This is a genomic window from Methylophaga sp. UBA3603, assembly GCF_002375335.1.
Classification (GTDB): domain Bacteria; phylum Pseudomonadota; class Gammaproteobacteria; order Nitrosococcales; family Methylophagaceae; genus Methylophaga.
The window spans coordinates 390,494-410,241 of the sequence record NZ_DFMC01000010.1; the positions used below are offsets into that span (position 1 = coordinate 390,494).

The 19,748-nt window shown below is 44.4% G+C and carries 21 protein-coding genes; 4 read left to right on the top strand and 17 right to left on the bottom strand.

Going from position 1 to position 19,748, the window contains the following annotated elements; all coding sequences use genetic code 11:
* Positions 1–57: 57 nt before the first annotated feature.
* Positions 58–1,269, top strand: a complete 1,212-nt coding sequence (locus B4F66_RS12700) for a cyclic di-GMP phosphodiesterase (RefSeq protein ID WP_292353535.1) — start codon at positions 58–60, stop codon at positions 1,267–1,269.
* 59 nt (positions 1,270–1,328) lie between these two features.
* Here B4F66_RS12700 and B4F66_RS12705 read toward each other — a convergent pair whose 3' ends face one another.
* The 5 genes from B4F66_RS12705 to B4F66_RS12725 form a co-directional block, all read right to left on the bottom strand.
* A complete protein-coding gene (locus tag B4F66_RS12705) occupies positions 1,329–2,090 on the bottom strand; it encodes an ABC transporter permease (RefSeq protein ID WP_292353534.1) in 762 nt (253 codons plus the stop codon).
* Positions 2,087–3,016, bottom strand: coding sequence for an ABC transporter ATP-binding protein (locus tag B4F66_RS12710; protein WP_292411465.1), 930 nt, complete (start codon positions 3,014–3,016; stop codon positions 2,087–2,089). The genes B4F66_RS12705 and B4F66_RS12710 overlap by 4 nt, the downstream gene beginning before the upstream one ends.
* A gap of 190 nt (positions 3,017–3,206) precedes the next feature.
* The gene (locus B4F66_RS12715; RefSeq protein ID WP_292353532.1) at positions 3,207–4,070 is read right to left on the bottom strand and encodes a hypothetical protein; all 864 of its coding nucleotides are present in this window, start codon (positions 4,068–4,070) and stop codon (positions 3,207–3,209) included.
* A gap of 53 nt (positions 4,071–4,123) precedes the next feature.
* Positions 4,124–4,486, bottom strand: coding sequence for a putative periplasmic lipoprotein (locus B4F66_RS12720; RefSeq protein ID WP_292353531.1), 363 nt, complete (start codon positions 4,484–4,486; stop codon positions 4,124–4,126).
* Between the two features lie 308 nt (positions 4,487–4,794).
* Positions 4,795–5,103: a DUF3144 domain-containing protein gene (locus B4F66_RS12725; RefSeq protein WP_292353530.1), complete on the bottom strand. Its 309-nt coding sequence runs from the start codon at positions 5,101–5,103 to the stop codon at positions 4,795–4,797.
* 245 nt (positions 5,104–5,348) lie between these two features.
* On the opposite strand from B4F66_RS12725, the gene B4F66_RS12730 reads away from it, so the two are divergent.
* Both B4F66_RS12730 and B4F66_RS12735 read left to right on the top strand, forming a co-directional pair.
* Complete coding sequence (locus B4F66_RS12730; RefSeq protein WP_292353529.1) at positions 5,349–6,578, top strand: APC family permease; 1,230 nt, start codon at positions 5,349–5,351, stop codon at positions 6,576–6,578.
* A gap of 117 nt (positions 6,579–6,695) precedes the next feature.
* Positions 6,696–7,466 carry a DeoR/GlpR family DNA-binding transcription regulator gene (locus tag B4F66_RS12735; protein WP_292353528.1) on the top strand — a complete coding sequence of 257 codons (771 nt, stop codon included), beginning with the start codon at positions 6,696–6,698 and terminating at the stop codon, positions 7,464–7,466.
* A gap of 19 nt (positions 7,467–7,485) precedes the next feature.
* Here B4F66_RS12735 and B4F66_RS12740 read toward each other — a convergent pair whose 3' ends face one another.
* Positions 7,486–9,801: an aminotransferase class III-fold pyridoxal phosphate-dependent enzyme gene (locus B4F66_RS12740; RefSeq protein WP_292353527.1), complete on the bottom strand. Its 2,316-nt coding sequence runs from the start codon at positions 9,799–9,801 to the stop codon at positions 7,486–7,488.
* Positions 9,802–9,936: 135 nt separating this feature from the next.
* Here B4F66_RS12740 and fabG point away from each other — a divergent pair, with 135 nt between their 5' ends.
* Positions 9,937–10,716, top strand: coding sequence for a 3-oxoacyl-ACP reductase FabG (gene fabG, locus B4F66_RS12745; RefSeq protein WP_292353526.1), 780 nt, complete (start codon positions 9,937–9,939; stop codon positions 10,714–10,716).
* A 103-nt stretch (positions 10,717–10,819) separates the two neighbouring features.
* Here fabG and B4F66_RS12750 read toward each other — a convergent pair whose 3' ends face one another.
* The 11 genes from B4F66_RS12750 to B4F66_RS12800 form a co-directional block, all read right to left on the bottom strand.
* Positions 10,820–11,242: a GFA family protein gene (locus B4F66_RS12750; RefSeq protein ID WP_292353525.1), complete on the bottom strand. Its 423-nt coding sequence runs from the start codon at positions 11,240–11,242 to the stop codon at positions 10,820–10,822.
* A 129-nt stretch (positions 11,243–11,371) separates the two neighbouring features.
* Complete coding sequence (locus B4F66_RS12755) at positions 11,372–12,316, bottom strand: CHAD domain-containing protein (RefSeq protein WP_292353524.1); 945 nt, start codon at positions 12,314–12,316, stop codon at positions 11,372–11,374.
* A 68-nt stretch (positions 12,317–12,384) separates the two neighbouring features.
* Positions 12,385–13,698 carry a diguanylate cyclase domain-containing protein gene (locus tag B4F66_RS12760; protein WP_292353523.1) on the bottom strand — a complete coding sequence of 438 codons (1,314 nt, stop codon included), beginning with the start codon at positions 13,696–13,698 and terminating at the stop codon, positions 12,385–12,387.
* 230 nt (positions 13,699–13,928) lie between these two features.
* Positions 13,929–14,720, bottom strand: a complete 792-nt coding sequence (locus B4F66_RS12765; protein ID WP_292353522.1) for an outer membrane protein — start codon at positions 14,718–14,720, stop codon at positions 13,929–13,931.
* A gap of 118 nt (positions 14,721–14,838) precedes the next feature.
* On the bottom strand, positions 14,839–15,414 hold the full coding sequence (locus B4F66_RS12770; protein WP_292353521.1) for a phosphatidylglycerophosphatase A family protein: 576 nt from the start codon (positions 15,412–15,414) through the stop codon (positions 14,839–14,841).
* Positions 15,415–15,485: 71 nt separating this feature from the next.
* Complete coding sequence (locus B4F66_RS12775) at positions 15,486–15,653, bottom strand: hypothetical protein (protein WP_292737491.1); 168 nt, start codon at positions 15,651–15,653, stop codon at positions 15,486–15,488.
* Positions 15,654–15,714: 61 nt separating this feature from the next.
* A complete protein-coding gene (locus B4F66_RS12780; protein WP_292353519.1) occupies positions 15,715–16,653 on the bottom strand; it encodes a DMT family transporter in 939 nt (312 codons plus the stop codon).
* A 40-nt stretch (positions 16,654–16,693) separates the two neighbouring features.
* Complete coding sequence (gene map, locus B4F66_RS12785) at positions 16,694–17,467, bottom strand: type I methionyl aminopeptidase (RefSeq protein WP_292353518.1); 774 nt, start codon at positions 17,465–17,467, stop codon at positions 16,694–16,696.
* Entirely contained in the window at positions 17,460–17,666 is a 207-nt protein-coding gene (locus B4F66_RS12790; RefSeq protein ID WP_292353517.1) for a ParD-like family protein, read from the bottom strand. Before B4F66_RS12790 ends, map begins: the two co-directional genes overlap by 8 nt.
* 129 nt (positions 17,667–17,795) lie before the next feature.
* On the bottom strand, positions 17,796–18,491 hold the full coding sequence (locus B4F66_RS12795; protein ID WP_292400353.1) for an NAD(P)H-binding protein: 696 nt from the start codon (positions 18,489–18,491) through the stop codon (positions 17,796–17,798).
* An 89-nt stretch (positions 18,492–18,580) separates the two neighbouring features.
* Complete coding sequence (locus B4F66_RS12800; RefSeq protein ID WP_292353515.1) at positions 18,581–19,723, bottom strand: endonuclease/exonuclease/phosphatase family protein; 1,143 nt, start codon at positions 19,721–19,723, stop codon at positions 18,581–18,583.
* Between the last annotated feature and the right edge of the window lie 25 nt (positions 19,724–19,748).

Sequence of the window (19,748 nt, forward strand, 5' to 3'; positions counted from 1 at the left end):
TCACATATAAGCTATATACAATGCGCTCAAAAATGAACACAAGAAAGGTATTAAATTTTGAATAGACGCATTGCCTCAACTGATCTCCGACTGGGCATGTATATACAAAAACTGGGTGGTTCATGGTTAAAGCATCCGTTTTTTCGCAGCAGTTTTTTATTAACCAATCCCGAAGATATTAAAAGCATTCTTGAAGCAGGCATTACAGATGTCTGGATCGATGAGGAAAAAGGTGAAGCTTTACACAATACAGTTACCTTAACGCCATCACCTACGCAAGAATCCCCAGAGAATGCTTTAGAAACATCCCAAGCCATTGAAAATCAAAGCGTCGTTGAATCATCAATGGAAGACGATATTAATCGCGCACGTCGACTCTTTAATGATGCTAAACCACAGGTTATGGCAATGTATAAAGATGCCCGGCTCGGCAAAGCAATTGATCCGCAGACAACTTTACCGCTAGTGAATGAAATTGATTTGATGGTACAAAAAAATTCAGCGGCCATACTCAGTGTCGCTCGCCTGAAAACCCACGATGACTATACCTACATGCATTCATTAGCTGTTTGTGCATTGATGATATCGTTGTCTCGCCAACTCAACTTGGAGGAAGATCAGGTTAAGCTGGCTGGTGTAGGCGGCTTAATGCACGATCTGGGGAAATCCCTGATGCCATTGGAAATACTGAACAAACCTGGAAAGCTTTCTGACGCAGAATACAACATCATGAAAAAGCATCCAGCTGCCGGAGCCAAGCTATTAGAAAACTCAGGTGCCGCACCAGAGGTCATCGATATCGCTTTACATCATCACGAGAAAATCAACGGTTTGGGCTACCCGAATAGACTGTTAGGTGAGGAAATTTCATTGTTTTCCCGAATGGCAGCCATTTGTGATGTCTATGATGCGGTTACGTCTGAACGCGCTTATAAACAAGCCTGGGATCCTGCTGGAACCATTCGGGAAATGGCAAAATGGGAAGGTCATTTTGATAAACAAATTTTTAATATTTTTGTAAAGATGGTGGGCATTTATCCCGTTGGCTCATTAGTACGTCTCGCCTCCAAGAGGTTGGCCGTGGTGATTGAACCTGGCGTGACATCACTGGTAAAACCCAAAGTGAAAGTCTTTTTTTCATTACGTTCAAAAGCGCCCATTCAAATACAGGTCATCGATCTCGCTTTGCCCAGTTGTAAGGAGACCATTGAGGGCCCAGAAGATCCCTCAAAATGGCATTTCAAACATCTGGACCAGCTATGGCAGTGAAGGTTAAGGCGCTATAGACTAATTCAATTAGCTGTAAAGAAATGAATTTAAACCATTTATCAGACTTTTACCTTATAACCGGTTTTAAATATCCACCAGATAAACACCATAAACATAATCAGAAAAGTGGAAATCATCACCAGGCTCAATGTCATGCTGACATCTGCCGTGCCATAAAAACTCCAGCGAAATCCGCTTACCAGATAGACCACAGGATTAAACAGGGTCACTTTCTGCCAGAACTCCGGCAACATACTGATTGAATAAAATGTACCGCCCAAAAACGCCAGCGGGGTAACGACCATCAATGGAATGACCTGTAATTTTTCAAAACCATCCGCCACCACACCCAGGATAAAGCCCAGCATACTGAAGGTAATGCAGGTCAATACCAGAAACAGCAGCATCCATAACGGATGCAGAATCGAGTAATCCACAAATAATTTGGCGGTGAGCAAAATCAACATTGCCAGAATAATCGATTTGGTGGCTGCCGCACCGACATATCCCACTACAATCTCAAAAGCTGACACCGGGGCGGATAAAACTTCATAGATAGCACCAGACCACTTGGGCATATAAATACCAAATGAAGCATTGGAAGTGGATTCAGTTAATACCATCAGCATGATTAAACCCGGAATAATAAAGGCACCATAACTGACGCCATTAATTTCAGTCATCGCCGAACCTATTGCTGAACCAAACACAATAAAATAAAGCGAGGTAGACAAAACCGGTGAGGCAATACTTTGTAGCGGGGTACGCCAGCTGCGATGAAGCTCGGATAAATAAATGGCTTTAATGGCATACCAATTCATTTTGTATCCTCCACCAAGCTGACAAAAATCTGTTCCAGTGTACTTTGTTTGGTTTGCACATCACTTAGCTCGATGCCTGAGCGATGGATCGCCGCCAGCACCTCCGTCACATGATTGGTCGGTTGATTATCGACATAGTCATAAGTGAGCGTTTTTCCATTCTCACCGAGTTGCAGAACAAACCCGTTAAGCTCATCTGGGAGCTGTGTAATCGGGTGCTGTAATTGCAGGATAAGTTGCTTGCGTCCCAGTTTTTTCATTAAATCCTGCTTGTTTTCCACCAGCAGAATTTCACCATGATTAATAATGCCAATCCGATCAGCAATTTCTTCGGCTTCTTCAATGTAATGGGTAGTAAGGATAATAGTGGTGCCTCGCTGGCGTAGCTTTTCCACCAAACGCCACATATCACGGCGTAACTCCACATCGACACCAGCGGTCGGTTCATCGAGAAATAAAACTTCCGGCTCATGTGCCAAGGCCTTGGCAATTAACACACGACGTTTCATTCCACCGGACAGAAATTGAATTTTGGCATGGCGTTTATCCCATAACGACAATGCCTTTAAAATTTCTTCCAGATAGGCGTCATCACGCGGCTTACCAAACACACCACGGCTGAACACCATGGTATTCCAGACAAAGGCAAACACATCAATCGCTAATTCCTGTGGCACCAGACCAATTTGTTTACGCGCCTGCCGATATTGTTTAACCACATCAAAGCCACCTACCACTACCTGGCCTTCGTCCACATTGACCAGGCCACAGATAATACTAATCAGCGTGGTTTTACCTGCGCCATTAGGACCTAACAGGGCAAATATTTCACCACGTTTGATTTGCAGATTGACCTGCTTTAAAGCGTGAAATCCGGAAGGATATTTTTTACTCAGATTGCGCACATCAATGATGTGATTTTCCATCACTTGCGTTTCCTTCACTACGTTTTGTAAAGACATAGTCGTTATAGAGTGTCATTTTTCGACAAGGTTTGAAACCGAATGCATTTAAACATAAAACGACAGCGAAATAACTGAATCGCCCAATATGTCAAAATAGTCTCATCTTGACAGTGCCACGTTAAAAAAGTGTTAACAGCAGGAAGATTCAGGGTTACGGCTGCTCAGCAGGAGACGCTGTGGCAGGGGCAGGTTGCATCGCTGCCTCATCAAGTTTGTCACCAATGTTGAAAGTCACCGTACTGATTTTATCCAACACATTTCCGGCCGGATCCTGCTGCAGAACAATCGATCTGAATAAGGCATAGTGATGCGTATCTGAAACCGACTCGATACCATCTGATTCCGGTTCAAAGCCCCATGCAACACCTCCAGTCCATGTACATGTTATCGCTTCTTCATAATCGGCAATAGTGGATTCAACACATGGCTGACCAGCGACTTCTCTCAGTTGACCAGTCGATATTTTGTCTTGTCGCGCTGGAGAACGTAACAACAAACTGGCATCCATATTGGTTAGTGGCGCAATCTCATAAGGCTGATTATCATTCAGATTGATCCCTGTCAGTCCCTCCGCATCTATCATGACATGACGACCACTACTGATCAGCTGAAAGTGGCAATGCGGTTGCTGTTGTGGTTCTTCCAGCTGATAATCCCATGATTCCAGACGATAGGCTGTTCTGTTTTCATCTATCCAGCGTTGCAAACGAATCGTACCCAGTTGTGACATTTCAGTATCCGTCAGTGCCTTGATTGAAACGCCCTCTTCCTGGCAGATAGTCAGTAAATCGGCATACAACTCCTTGCGGTTTTCAGCGTTAGCAGGCGCAATAATCTGATCGATGTAAATATTCGGCATCGATCTCGACTGCTCAATTACCTCTGTGGTGCTGGTATCAGCAACAGATGGTGCTGAATCCGGCACCTCTTCGATCTTCGTCAGCATTACGATACCTGCCACCAGTAACAGCAGTATCAATAAAAGATAAAATATAGGTGTAATTCGGTTTGGCATCGATTAACTTTTTAGTTGCTGACAAAAACTGTTAACGAATTTCCAGCGGGCCTTTATTCATCTTCACAATCCACGAATTCATAGCCAGTACCTGCGTCGAGATCTACCAGTTCCGATACTTCCTGAAAGCCAATATTTCTCGCCGTAACCAGTTCTGCCTCAGCTATCTGATGAATCAAGATAGTGCCTGTTCCCATCCCACAAGCTGCTGGATAGACAACACCGGTTCTCCGTCCACAATATGTTTCAGTCACCTCAATGTTTTCGGCCGCTAATTTCGCTGCACTGTCGGCGGGTGAGATTCCTGTGGTTTCACATTGCAGCGCATTTCGACTCTCATAAACCATTACCGGCTCAGCAGCATCACAACCACTAAGTAAAACCAATGCAGTGCAAAAAGATAAATATATTCTCATGGTCAGACCTTACGTTATTCGCCCAAAACAAGGTAAATCATCTATGAAATGATCGCGTGGATGAAACTGAATACTACAACGATTTGGTCGATGATGAGAATTCATCTGAAAAGTCTGAGGCGATGAACTCAAGGTTTTAAATTAACCGAACTCTGCCCGGTTTTCCCGAACACGGTATATCGCTGATTAACGTATAAAAATAACGAGCTGGAGTAAAACTCAGTTATGAGTGCAGACCGTAAAGGGCGGTCAAAGCCATGGTAAAAACTGACCTCAGCTGGGTCATAATAAAAAGGGTAAGCGAACACTTACCCTTTGTTTTGCAATTGTTCAGAGGCCTGAACGTAATTGTTGAAATTCTGAATATAATCATCCATATTCAATTCCAACATCCGCCGATATTCATTCACAAAAAAATCGACAGTTTCATCACGTGCATCCGCCATATCCCTGGCATTGGTCCAGCCAGATGCGCTAAACCACGCACTGTACCTGGCTAATCCATACATAAACGATGCACTTACTTCACCGGCCTCTACGCTTTTCTCCATTTGTTCATTAGCCAGTTTAATAAAAGCATCCGCTCTATCAAAAAAGGCCTTATCTCTCTCACTCATAAAGGTTTCGCTTTTTTATTTCAAGTTGGGCAATCAGCCAGTAAAGGTCTTGCAGAATAAACCTCCATCACTACATATGAATACGGAATAAAACATAATAAATAACAGGAAAATATCATTTATTGCTTTTTAGCCATTTTGCTAACCGGTTTTACTCATGATAGGTTCTTGAACATCCATAAACGCTTAGCTGAGATCTGCCTATCCCCCCAGACTCAACTCATTTCTTGTTGGAAAACTATTAGATGAACAAAACTACTGATGCAGAATTAAAGCGAAACGTCCCCGCACCGCTTCTTGCTTTATATGGTCTGGGAACCATATTGGGCGCTGGAATTTATGTATTGATAGGCGAGATTGCTGGTAAAGCCGGAATCTATGCCCCGCTCACTTTTTTAGTTGCATCCATAGTGGCGGCGTTTACTGCCTTTTCTTTTGCTGAACTGGCTGTTCGAGTGCCCAGAAGTGGTGGTCCGGTTGCCTATGTAAGTACCGCTTTTGGCTCCAGATGGCTTTCAATAACCACGGGTTGGATGATTGCCGCTACCGGCATTGTTTCAGCGGCCACTATCACTACAGGTTTTGCGGGATATTTCCAGATTTTTCTATCATGGCCGGAGCTTCCATTGATGATTGGCCTGGTTCTGTTACTCGGTGCTATTGCCGCTGTTGGCATGAAGGGGACGGCATGGTTTATGGGGATCACCACTGTTGCAGGCCTGTCGGGGTTAATCATCATACTCGTGGTAACCGCTGGTAATTTTTCGGAATTGCCGGGTCGACTTTCTGAAGCACAACCTTTATCCAGCACCACTGCTTTGAGTGGCATTGTTCTGGGGGCTTTTCTCGCTTTTTATGCCTATATTGGTTTTGAAGATATTGTTCACGTCTCCGAAGAAGCTAAAAATGTCAGTAAAGCCATGCCTTTGGCCATTTTGTTTGCTTTGATTGTCTCTTTATTCTTTTATATTACTGTCTCGATGGGCGCAGTACTGACCCTATCTGCTGAAGCACTTGCTGACTCTAAAGCACCATTGGTTGATGTCATGAAAGCAGAAGGTTATTCAGGAAATATCTTGGGCGCACTTTCGTTATTTATTATTGTTAATGGTGCACTGGCTCAGATTGTGATGGCTTCAAGAGTGTTTCATGATATGGGCAGGCATCTCAATGGGGTTCCAAAGTGGCTGTCACGCATCAACCATCATACCCATACACCATTAATGGCCACATTACTCATTGTTTTTATTATCATTTTACTAGTAACGTTTCTGCCAACCGAAAAATTAGCACAAGCCACATCATTCATTATCCTGATAGTATTTGCCTTATCAAATTTCGCGCTGATCCGCCTTAAAAAGCAGACACCAGCCCATAGCGGTTTCAGTGTTCCATTATGGGTACCTTATGTTGGTGCCACACTTTGTATTCTAATGATCACAGGTCAGTTTTTTGTTGCTAATGCCTCGCATTAGATAAGGGCATTTATTGTGCGAGAGATCTTCGTAAATAACAGCTATTGCCGCAGCGGTGAATGTACGAAATCACTGACGAATATGGTACCTTTCAGCCATCAACAATGAGTACCAGTCATGTCACGAAAAAAAGCTGCCCGCCATAAATCAATTATTGATGAACTGACAATTCATCCATCAATGCGCGTTAGTGAATTAGCTTCGGCATTACACGTGACCACAGAAACCATTCGGCGTGACCTAGAAGAACTGGCCGAACAAAACCTGATCAGCCGCACTTATGGTGGAGCCTTATTGCGTCAGGCGGTTGAGCCGGTACTCAATGAACGGCATAAAGCCAACCTGGCTGAACGGGCAGCGATTGGAAAAAAAGCGGCTCCACTCTTAAAAGATGCCAAAGTACTCATGATAGGTTCAGGGGTAACCACGGTTGAAGTTGCCAAACGTATCGCTTATGAAATGAGCAATATTACGGTTATTACCCATTCTTTTGGCGTCGCCACGGTGTTGTCATTTAATCCGACCATTAAGGTGATCATGGCGCCAGGTGTTTATCATGCAGAAGAAGGCGCTACCCATGGTTCGGTGACTTGTCAGTTTCTGGCAAATTACACTGCTGACTGGGCGATTTTGGGGGCTAGTGGTCTAGCACCTACCGGCCCAACTGATGCGTTAGTTGATGCGGCAGATGTCTATCGACAGATGATTCGGCAAAGCAGTCACAACATGGTTGTCGCTGATCACAGCAAATTCGATCGCATGGCAACGGCAAGGTATGCAAAGTGGAATGAAATTGACCATTTAATCACTGATCAAAAACCCAGTGGGCCATTGAAAAAAGCATTATCCAGCGAACAGGTTAAAATTATTGAGGCGCCGCTCCAATAATGCTTGTTGCCGATGCATATTAAACCTGCTGGGAAAACGCCTCCAAAAAGAAATCGGCTTCTGATTGCCTCAGGGTTAACAATGGTCTTAATTTCAAGGTGGCACCAAATCGTCCTGCCGCTCCAATCAAAACACCTGCCGTTTTTAAATCATTAATTACCTGTTTGGTTTTAACAGGATCGGGAACGTGTTTATTATCTCGTTTGCCGATATCGATTCCCAGAAACAGTCCCTGCCCTCTCACTTCATTAACGTAAGCGGATTGTTTAATGATAGAGCTCAACTGCGTTTTTAAATAAAGCCCCATTTTCCGGGCATTTTCCTGCAGGTTCTCTTGTTTGATTGTATCGAGAACAGCCTGTCCGGCAGCAGCGGCAACCGGATTCCCCCCAAAGGTATTAAAGTAACCGACATCAGCACAAAAACAATCAAGATATTCTGATCTAGTGGCAACCGCCGCCATTGGAAAACCATTACCCATCGGCTTTCCCATCGTCACAATATCCGGTGTTACCCCGTGGAATTCAAAGCCCCAGAAGGTCTCACCTAATCTGGCAAAGCCAGGCTGCACTTCATCGGCGATAAATACGCCACCAGCGTTATGCACCACATCCACAGCTTTTTTTAAAAAACCTCTGGGCTCGGTATAGATACCGTCTGATGAAAAAATGGTATCGACTAATAAAGCCGCGACTCTATATCCTCGTTCCCATAAAAGCTCAATGGATTCAGTGACTTTTGCAGCAAAGCCGGCTTCAATATCGTCACCATATACCTCAACAGATGGGGCCGGTATTGCCACAACATGATCCGGCAACTTACCCTGTTTGATAATTGACGGTGACACCTCGGTGACCAAACTGGTATTACCGTGATAGGCATCTTCAGTGACAATAAAACCTTCACCACCTGAAGCCTGTTTTGCCAGACGCATCGCCAGATCATTGGCCTCACTGCCCGAGCAGGTCATTACAATATTGGTAATAGAGTCAGGCAAAGTGGCCTTTAACGATTCAAGATAATCATCCACTACCGAAATCAGGTAGCGGGTATGCACATTTAGCGTAGCAATTTGCTTTGAGACCGCCTCAACCACCCTGGGATGACAATGACCCAGACATGGCACATTATTGTAAAAATCGAGGTAATTTTTGCCATCAGAAGCCTGCATCCAGGCTCCCTGAGCCGAAACCATTTCAATAGGCTCCTGGTAAAACAACACCGATGCCGCACCCAGATTATTCAAACGCCGCGTCACATTTTGCTGATGTTTGCCCTGATTGGCTTCAAAGGCATTCATATCCAGAATACGTTTTTCAGTTAATCCATTACGATCTTCAGTCTGTTGCTGCAGATATTTTTTTGCCAGTTCAATGGTGCCGAAGGTGAATTGTTCATAACCGGCTTCAGCAGCTGTTTCTGTTTCAGGGTGACTTGCCACCCAGGCGGTCAGCAACAATCTCCGAAACATCACAAAGGTTGAAATCATCGCTTCATCTTCGGCAGATAACGGCGCTATCGATTTATAACCACGTACCCAGGCACGTTCCAACTCTGGCAATAAAGGTGAGGTTTCCAGAAAAGAAACGGCTGAAGCATAATCATAAATAAACCAGCTAAACCCGCAATCATCAAAATCAATCACACTTAGCTGTTTATCATCGACCAGCAAATTCGCTAATCGTAGATCGGCGTGCACCAGACCAAAGCGATCCGGGCTTTCACCATAGTGCTGTAATTTTGCTTCCAGCACTTCGCATAACTGTTCTAATACCGCTTGCCCTTCTTTGTTTAGCCCCGGTGCATCACGCCAGTCTCCCCATAAAGGATTTGCACCAAAAGCACTGTCAAAATTCCATTTTTTACGGGTAAAACCTTCCGGTAAAGACCATTGTCTTGCATGTTGATGCAATCTGGCCGAGGTTGCCCCCAATATCTCGAAACCCTCGATCAGTGATTCATCTTCATTCGGCTGTGTACCGGGCATAAACTCGAAAGCCACCACATAACGTTCCACTCCATCATCACTGAATGAAGCCACCATTGAACCATCACGACGGGTTAACGGTTCTGGGGTATTAAGCAATGCTTGCTCGCGTAGCGATTGAATCCAGCGTAATTCGGAAAGAATTTCATTTTTGGAATGATATTCAGGGCGATGTACACGAATAATAAAACGTTGATTGTTTTTTTCATCGGTCACCATAAAGGTGGCATTTTCAGAAACCGTCAGCAGCGAGATATTAGCAGTTTCATTGATATTCCAATGCCCCAGTAATTTTTCGACCTCCCCAGACAATTGCTGCAGATAATCGTTGTTATATAAACCGGTCATAACTCAAACCCAGATAAACAGTGGTGAAATTATTTATAACGCCAAAATGTCCGACTTGCAATATTTTTGTTGCAAAGAAAAAGATTTATGCTAAAAATACCTTTAATTGATTCAATCAACTTCTGGAGGTATTACATGCTCACATCCATTCAAGACAAGACGGTTATTGTTACTGGTGGCTCAAAAGGGATTGGTAAAGGGATTGCCAGTGTATTTGCTAAGCAGGGAGCCAACGTGATGATTGCCGCCCGTGGCGAGAGCGCAGCAAAAGAGGCCGTCGAAGAAATCAAAGCTGCGGGTGGCAGCGCTGAATATTATTTATGTGATGTCTCAAACTGGGATCAGGTTCAGGCACTGGTTGAACACACAGCAAACACGTTTGGACTTGTCGATATTCTCTGCGCCAATGCCGGCACCTTCCCGCAAAAGAAAATTGTCGACCTCTCCCCCGAAGAGTGGGATGACATCATGTCGACCAATCTGAAAAGCACCTTTCTGTGTGTCAAAGCCTGTATCTCACACTTTGAAAAACTGGGTAAAGGTCGCGTTGTGGTCACCTCATCGATAACAGGCCCCATTACCGGTTACCCGGGTTGGGCACATTATGGCGCGACCAAAGCGGGTCAACTAGGCTTTATGAAAACTGCAGCAATGGAACTGGCCCGTTACAACACCACCATTAATGCCGTTATGCCCGGCAATATTGTTACTGAAGGTTTAGCCAGTCTGGGAGAAGATTATCTCAACAGCATGGCTGCAGCGATTCCATTAAAACGACTCGGTGCCGTAGAAGATATCGCCAATGCTGCATTGTTTTTTGCTTCAGATGAAGCGGCCTATATCACTGGCCAGCAAATGGTAGTGGATGGTGGACAAACCTTACCGGAGTGTGTCGAAGCTGTAGACGAAATATAGTATTCCTAAAGCAAAATGCAATGTCTGTGGAAAAGCTGGACGTGCATTTTACAAACGTCAGAACAAATGGTTATTTCTTAAAAGCAGAGGATTTATTGCTCAGTCACTTGTCACTGAATTGAGCAATAATCTCTGCTTCGGTGAAGTTTCTGGTCTTTTCGGCAAACGAGTAATAACTGGGTTTATTATCAATAAAAACTTGTTCAGCCAATTGCCATTTTTCCTTTTCATCAAACAATCCTACTGGAATGGCATAAAAACCACCTTGCTTGAAGCGGTAAAACAGGTGTGTGCCACATTGCTGACAAAAGCCCCGCTCGGCCCAATCGGATGAACTGTAAACACCGATATCCCTGTCACTTTCAAAATGCACATCGTCTTCACATTCAACCACTAAAAATGGTCCGCCACCCCACTTCCGACACATATCACAATGACAGGCCCCAACATGATTACTTTTTGGTTTTGCACTGATTTTTACAGAACCGCAAAGGCAACTGCCGCTATTTTCAGGTAAGGGATCCATGGTTTTCTCCTAGCAAATCTATTTTGATAATCAAGTGAATTACTATTTTTATCGGAAATTGCCTGAACTCAGATCCAGGCTACACTTGATGGGTTACAGTAAAAACTTTATTGGACACATTTTTAAAGCTCAAACCAAGTGGGTTGAATTTTGATTTTTTCGAAGCGTTTGTAGCAGAAGTAGATAATTATCCCGCCGGTCCAGCCATTTAAACCATTGACGAGAGAGTTCCTGATCCTGCCAGCCGGATAGAGCAATTATTGATTCGCGAGCATTCGCAAAAACCTTTGTAATAGCTCTGCTCTGTTTTCCAGATGATAAAGTAACTTCTACCAACTCATGGTCGATGACCCATCGAGCAAAATCCGGCAGGTGGCTTCGAAAAACCTGCAAATCGTGAAAATCACCCAATATTTCTTGTACCTCTTTGCACCAGCTTACCAGCTCTTTTGAGTTTTTAACGCTACTACTGAAGGGTTCGAGCAGATAGCGTAAATATTTGATTTCAATTCGCGCGAGGTGAGCGTCCCCCATCCCCGTATGTAAAAGTTGATCAATCAACTTAATACGCTGCTCCACGGTTTTTTCAAGCCATTGCTCTAAACCGACACTGATTTTTTGTTTGGGTTGTGGTGCAAGTGACTGCTTAGTAGAAAAAATCAGTTGCGTTGACTGTTGTTTATAAGCCTGTTTGCCATATTCAATCAGGTTATCGAGGGCGGACACCCCTCCAATCTGATTTTTTGCCAAAGCTAACCAACTAAGCATCACTTCATGATCTCGTAAGGGGTTACTCGCCTTTGCCAGGGCCTTGAGCTGTTTATTAGCTTTTTGATTGGTTTTAACTTCATCGCGTGTCAGTTTTACCCACACCCGTAATCGTCGCAGATCAACACGCATATTATGTAATGCATCCAGATCATTTTCTGCCGTTTTAAAATGCATCCAGGAAGCAAGAAACGCCGCTTCTTTTTCCAGAATCAGCTCTGCCAGCACCTTTCCCGCTGGTTTTAGCAAGACATTATCGCTATCGACTATCGATTCATTTTTTATTTTCTTGCGTTTTTTACTCATACAAAATCAGCAGTGGTCGCCATATAAGCTCAACAAATCTAGTCCAATTATATGTCTGTTTAATCTAATTATTCGTGAAAATAAATACGGTTTGAACCGGATTTTTTGGCTTTATACATGGCATGGTCGGCGGCTTCCAGCATAGCAATCGAAGAAATCGTCGTATCAGTAAATGTTGAGATCCCTATGCTGGCAGAAATCTGAACGGGCATTTGCACAAGACTAAACGGCACAGCAATCGCGTCAATTATCGATTGCGCCACCAGCTCAATATCTTTTTGCTGCTGAGCACCGGTGAGAATGACGGTAAATTCATCTCCACCCAGCCGGGCCACGGTATCTTCCTCTCGGACACATTTAATCAGCCGCTCTGCAACAAGCTCTAATACGCGGTCTCCCGCTTCGTGACCAAGTGTGTCGTTTACCTCTTTAAAGCCATCAAGATCCATAAACAGTACAGCTAAGGGAATTTTGCTACGCTTTGCATGTTTGACCTCTTGTTCCAGACGATCCAGAAAAAGACGTCGATTGGGCAACCCGGTTAGTAAGTCATGATGAGCGTTGTGCCATATTTTTTCTTCAGCCAGCGCTTGTTCGGTGATATCCCGGGCAATGCATACAGTGGCTTCAGTATTTTGTTGTTCATCCAGTACGGGTGCCAGAAGATACTCAAATCTTTCACCATGACCAGAGCTAAACCTATGCACAAACTTTCCACGATAGGTTGACTGATCCGCTATCACCTTTTCCAAATTGTGCTGAAAATCAGATGCAAACGGAAACCCAAGATCAAAAGTAGATTTGCCAATGATCTCCTTTGGTGCCAACGCGAAAAGATCCGCGGTGGCTTTGTTTGCATAGATAAATTTGCCTCCGAGATCGAGCACATAAATCGGATCAGGCGATGCTAACAGAATGGCACCAAATAATCGGGTTTCCATCTCTTTTGCAGTAGCATAATGTTCGAGGGACTCAGCAACGGCCTGGTCAATCGCTTCATGAAACCGGGTGAGATCTTCGAGATCATGGTTTTGAGTAGTTTTATATGCTTTAGTCCACTGTGAAACCACACTGGCCCGAAGCGCCCTGAACTCTGAAACCGTCTCCATCACGCTGAAACCGCTGATATGGCGGTCACCACCATGCACTTCTGCCCAAGATTCTCCTTCATCTTCAGGTTCATGCCCTTTCGATTTGGCAGTCTGTTCTGTTTCGCTCTGTGGGGTATCAAGATCGTCTGCAATCGCCAACAGCATATCTCTGGCATGATCACGCAGCCCAGATTTGCTCATATGTTTGCCACTCAGCAGTGTTTTGGCAAACGCTTCCCAATCCTGCAGAATCGGCTCTATTTCTGCTCGGATAAAATCAGCTAATCGCATTATTCATCTGCATATTTGGGCTCACGTTCGGGTAGGAAAATAGGGAGGAAGATGCCAACAATTTACTTCGGGCAATAAAAGGAGTTTCTCACATTTTGTGCCATAGCATCCGATATTTACAGTTTGAATCCGACGCATTCCTGTAAATAACTAACCGAAATAATGGGCTTAGCGCTTGTTAAAGAGTCCTCAAGGCATTCTATGCTGTCAAAGGCTGAGCTACCAAACCATTAGAAACGATAAGAAACACCCACTGAAAGAATCTGGGTTTTAAGTTCGACAGAGCTTTTCAAGTCATTCGCAAGCGTCGGAAAAGCTGGATTGGTGACCAATGCTGTTGTATCAGCTTTTCCATAATCCGCGTAGAGATACTCTCCTCGAATTGTCCAACTTTCGCTAAGAGCATATTCCCCACCCAGACCGATAACCCATCCTAGTTTGGTTTCATTATCTGAATCACGACCAAAAGCGCCTGTCCCGGACAAGTCATCAGAAAATGTTGCATCCATTCTGATTTTAGTCGCTGCTACACCACCGGTAAGGTAGGCAAGCCAGCGTTTCTCGGCCCAACCTACACGAGCACGAAGTGATGCTTGCCAGTCAGCCTTCACGGAGATTTTATTGTTATAGGTCGCTATTGGAGCCGACTCATAAATGCCGCCTGATGAAGAGGAGTCATCAAAGCTTAAACTGTTCACGCCAGCCTCCACCCCGAGATATAAACGATCAAATTGCTGACCATAGCCCCCGAACAAACCCGCACTTAGCTCGGATTGCGAAGCACTTTTATCAGCCGCTTCGGCAATTTGCTCAGGATCGGGCGTCGTAAAATAAGACCCCGGAAAACCATCAGAAGTTGAAGCATCAAATGAGGCACGACTATGAGCCGCCCCAAGACTTACACCTATATATGTTCCAGACCAATCATAGTCCTGTGGCTGAGCATGTGCGGCAGTAATTGTACCTAAGGCCACCATAAGGCCAACAGCGGCAAGCGAATAATTAGAGCGATTCTTCAACACTTTTGAATTTCCTTATAGCGTAAAGCTAAACGTTTTAATGTTTATGTTGTTTTCTGATTATATAAAAACAATTTAATAAATAGGCTGTTTTTATTTTCAACCTTACTAAAACCGTCTTTTATTGTCGACGATACCACCGCCAACCAATAGTGAATATAAGCAATGTCCACAAGCTTGCCACCACATCATCAAGCACTATCCCCACGCCTCCAGGTATGGATTCAGCCGCCCGAGCCGGTGGTGGCTTGGTCCAGTCAACAATGCGGTTAGTCATAAAAATACCGGCCAGCATTACTGGATGTTGATGAACGGGAAGACCAATAGTTGCCAGTGGAAAGGTAAGCAGTTCATCCGCTACGATAACTGAAGCATCTTTGCTAGCAAAAAATCTTTCACCATGTTCACTTATTGGAATAGCGACAAGAATCAGCAAAGCGATGACCACCAACTGTTTTATGGTGCTAAGTCGACTAATCAATAAACTGAGTATAACGCCCCCAAGAGCACCTGCTGTACCGGGAATAAACGGCACACACCCCAGCCCCAAACCAATGGAAAGCATCACCATAGCGTCTTCAGTGCTGGCACCGCACAAGGTTTGATTGGATAAAGCTAAATACCAACCAATGCTAGCTACAGCAATACACAATAGGACCAGCCAAATAATCGCTTTTTTGCCAAGCCGTCGATTCATTCCTCACCCAAAAGACGTGTAGTGTTAACTTCAGATTACAACAATCTATCCCTTTAACGTTTGTGGGATAGCTAGTTTCTCTCATTCAGAACGCCCCAATGCACAACTAATATCCCTATTAAATTCCAGCGAGCAAACCATTCCCCAACCGGAGGTGAAGCATGGAAAGTAGAGATGTCCTGACGACGATGCTGGTAACGGCCTGCCGTTATCACCGCTAATTTCAAAGGCCCGGGCAAATTCAATGTCCTTAAGAAACCCGTCTTCTCTTTTCTGTTTTAACGTAAATGTGAGTTTAAATTAAGTTGGCTGATCGCCTGTTTCAGATGGCTCATTCTGCGAGCTTGTATATCTGCTCAGTACTGTAACAGTCACAATTATCAGTCCCATACCGAAAAACTGTAGTGCCGATAAGTTTTCATCTAAAACCACTATCCCGAATAGAGATGCTGTTACCGGTTCGACCATAGCCACAATAGCGACCAATGTTGGCGCGGTGTATTTCAGTCCGACGATATAGAGAATGAATGAGATCCCTGCGCCAAGCACTCCCAACAGCACAAACAGAAACCAATTTGGTGAGCTCAATACTGACACTGTCTGTTCAATATCTACAAACCCGATTAGTATACTGACCAGAACCCCAAAGGCTATAAACAGAATCGCCTGCGGGCTACCGTGTGGAACTGCATATTTGAAACCAAAAATGAATATCGCATAGGAAAGGCCGGAGAGCAGGCCGGCTCCAGCGGCGACAGGTGTGACATCATCGGTATCAATATCATATAGCCCCGTTAGTAACATCACCCCCATAATGACCATTGCCATGGCGCACCATTTAAATAAAGAAGCTCTTTCAAGTTTGAATGCAAAAGAAATTAGAAAAACGAACACAGGTGCGCAATACATCAGCGTTACAGCAACCGCAACGCTTCCCTCGGCAATACTCCTGAAATAAAAAGCGAAGTTACCAGCGACGCCCACCCCAGCAATAACCGACCAAAACCATAATCGCCAATTTGCCAATCCGCTGTTGTTCGGACGTAATATCAGCCATAAGAAAACGAACAGAAGTCCTATAATACCTCGATAGAAAGACACCACTAACGAGCTCCAGCCTTCTGCCGTGAGGATGCCACCTATCCCACCTGCAAGTCCCCAACACATTGCCGCCAGCACCACAAATAACGTGCCCGGACTTACATGTTTGTTGGATGACATTAGCGATTTGTGCAACATTCTAAATAGCCTTTAGAGAGTTGTTCAGGTGATCTGCAGGTCAGTTACATTCCTCTTCCCGGAGCGTAAGCACCTCGTAACCATTCGAAGTAACCGCAATGGTGTGTTCCCATTGTGCAGATAACTTTTTATCACTGGTTACCACGGTCCATCCATCTTTCTTTTGTTTCACCTTGGCCTTTCCCTGATTGATCATCGGCTCGATGGTGAAGGTCATTCCTTCCTGTAAAACCAGTCCTTTTTTTGGCTGGCCAAAATGTAAAACTGCAGGTTCTTCGTGCATTTCTCGACCAATGCCGTGACCACAGTATTCACGAACCACAGAATACCCATGTTTCTCAGCATAATGTTGAATCGCGTAACCGATATCGCCCAGAGTGGCACCTGGCTTCACGGCTCGAATCCCTTGCCACATCGCTTCGTAGGTTTTATCGACTAAACGTTTTGCCAGTGGTGTGACTTCACCGATCAGATACATTTTGCTGGAATCAGCGATATAGCCACCTTTCTCCAGCGTGATATCCACATTGATGATATCACCCGACTTCAGTTTCTGATTGTCTGCAGGAACACCATGACAAACCACATGATTGACTGAGGTATTGAGCACATACTGGTAACCATATTGCCCTTTACTTGCAGGGTGGGCACCCAGTTGATCAACAATATATCGTTCAGCCAAATTGTTGATATCCATCGTGGATATGCCAACTGTTACATACTTATCAAGATAGCTGAAAACGGATGCGAGCAGTCTGCCGGCTTCACGCATCACCTGCAATTCGTCCGTGGTTTTGAGTGTTACCCTAGCCACCGACAATTTTCTTTATTTCAACGTCGGCATGTTTCATCTGGGCACTGATAATTTCCGAAAAAGACATACTCGGGTTGGCCTCGGCCAGCATACCTATTTTTATCCAATACTCAGCCTGAGCATTGATCGAACGAACCATAACCGAGCTGGACTTTCGAATTTCCTCATGCAAATCATCATTTATTTTCACAATACCCATAACAGATCCTAATATACGAAACGTATACAGATCATATATTCTGACTATTAATGTAGCAACCACGAAATTGAAGGGGTTTCTAAAATAAGGATCGCCTTTGAATGGTCAATCTTTGGCAGGATCGAACCATTACTCAATAATCTGAAGCTGATGCATATCAGCATTCGACAGCACAAAAGACGAGCTTTTATTTTCAGCATCGTAGGCTGCTTTAATCATCGCCGCTGCCACGCATTTTGTTGAAATTGGACGCACAGCTTTGGGAATAAATGAGGATATGGGGGCGAGCAAACTTTCACCCAGTTTCTCGGCAAAACGACCATCATCCGGTCGGCCTAACAGTAGTGAAGGACGGGCAAAAAACACACTAGGTAAACCCAGTAATTTAATATCCCGCTCAACCTCACCTTTGACATGATTATAAAAACTAGCAGAATCCACATTGGCCCCATGTGCAGTGACAACACCGAGTCTGCAAACATCAGCAGATTTACATGCTCGTGCAAACGCGATCACCAAATCATGATCAATATGACGAAAGGCCGCCTTACTACCCGCCTGTTTTTGCGTTGTTCCCAATGCAATAAAAGCAACAGATTTTGGCGGAATCAGGGGAGTTACCTGTTGTTCCAACTGTTCAAAGTCCACAACCTGATTGTTTATTTTTGAAGCAATCGCATCGGGAAAATCTCTCAATATGTCTAATTCGCGACGCGAAATCAAAATGATATTAACGACATCTTCTCGTCGGCTTAATTGATTGACTAACTGCTTACCCACAGCGCCTGTCGCCCCTAAAACAATTGCAGTTGCATGCTTCATCATCTATCCCCACAGATTTTGGTATGACTGACTACGATAGCTATCAAATCTGCTGTTACTGAACTTTTCAAGAACGTCTTAAGGCTACTCTTTCATTCACTATTCTTGCCTTTATCGATGGCCTCCTCAGCTTCTTGTTCATCATCCGCATCAGACTGGGGCTCTTCGTTTTCAATGGACGCATCAGGATCGTAATCGAGCACAACAAATAGGGGAAAGTGATCAGATCCGATATCGGGAAGACGTCGTAGCTCAACGAGAAGGAAATGTTCTGAGGCGAAAGCATGATCCAGTGGATAGCGTAACAGGCGACTTCTGGTATCAAAAGTATTCATTAAGCCACGCCCTACACGCGGATCGAGTAAACCACCCGTTCGCTGAAAAAGATGTGTGGTATGTGACCAAGCCACATCATTAAAATCGCCAGCCACGATGACCGGAACCTCTCCTAACTCTTTAACCTCTTTGGCAACCAACATCAATTCGGCATCCCGCATATCGGAGTCTGCGCGTTCATCTCCATCCGCTTCAGCCTCCTCTTCTTCAGAAAGATCAAGACCAGGAGGTCGTGGATGCACACCATAAAGGGTTACAAGTTTTCCCGATGGAAGCCGAACCTGGGTGCGAATTGATGGAATTTCTGACTCAATTAAAAAGCGGATCTCTGGATTCACCAGCTCTTGTCGGGAGAAAAGCAACATACCGTAATGATTATCTTGCGGCTGGAATAATGTAAAAGGATAGTCGTCTTCCAGACCCTCCAGTTGTTCTAACCACCATTTGGTCGTTTCGCTTAATAAAATTATATCGGGATCGTTATCACGTATCAGTTTCAGCAGCGCTTTCACTTCACGATTATCGTAACGCACGTTATAAATCAGTAACGATATCCGATTGGAATCATTATCCTGTCGGCTTTCAGACATTTCCTTGGGATAAAACGCGGTGTATGGAGCAATGGCTATAAGCTGCCAGATCAATGACAGGACGACCATCGCAGCAAGCGCATATTCCCATATCCGCATCCGACGCCAAAAACTCAGAGCCACATAGGCGGCTAAAGCCAAACCCATCAATACGGAAATTTGTACGCGAGGAAAATCGAATATTCGTATCCACCATTGATCGGTATGTATTAAAGGAATTGCGGTACTACAAACCAACGCTAACGAAAACAAGGCTAGCGCAATGCGGCAAATGCGATTCAGTACTCTTTCTGAAGGTTTTATTGTCATGATAAGAACTGAGTATGTGGCAATA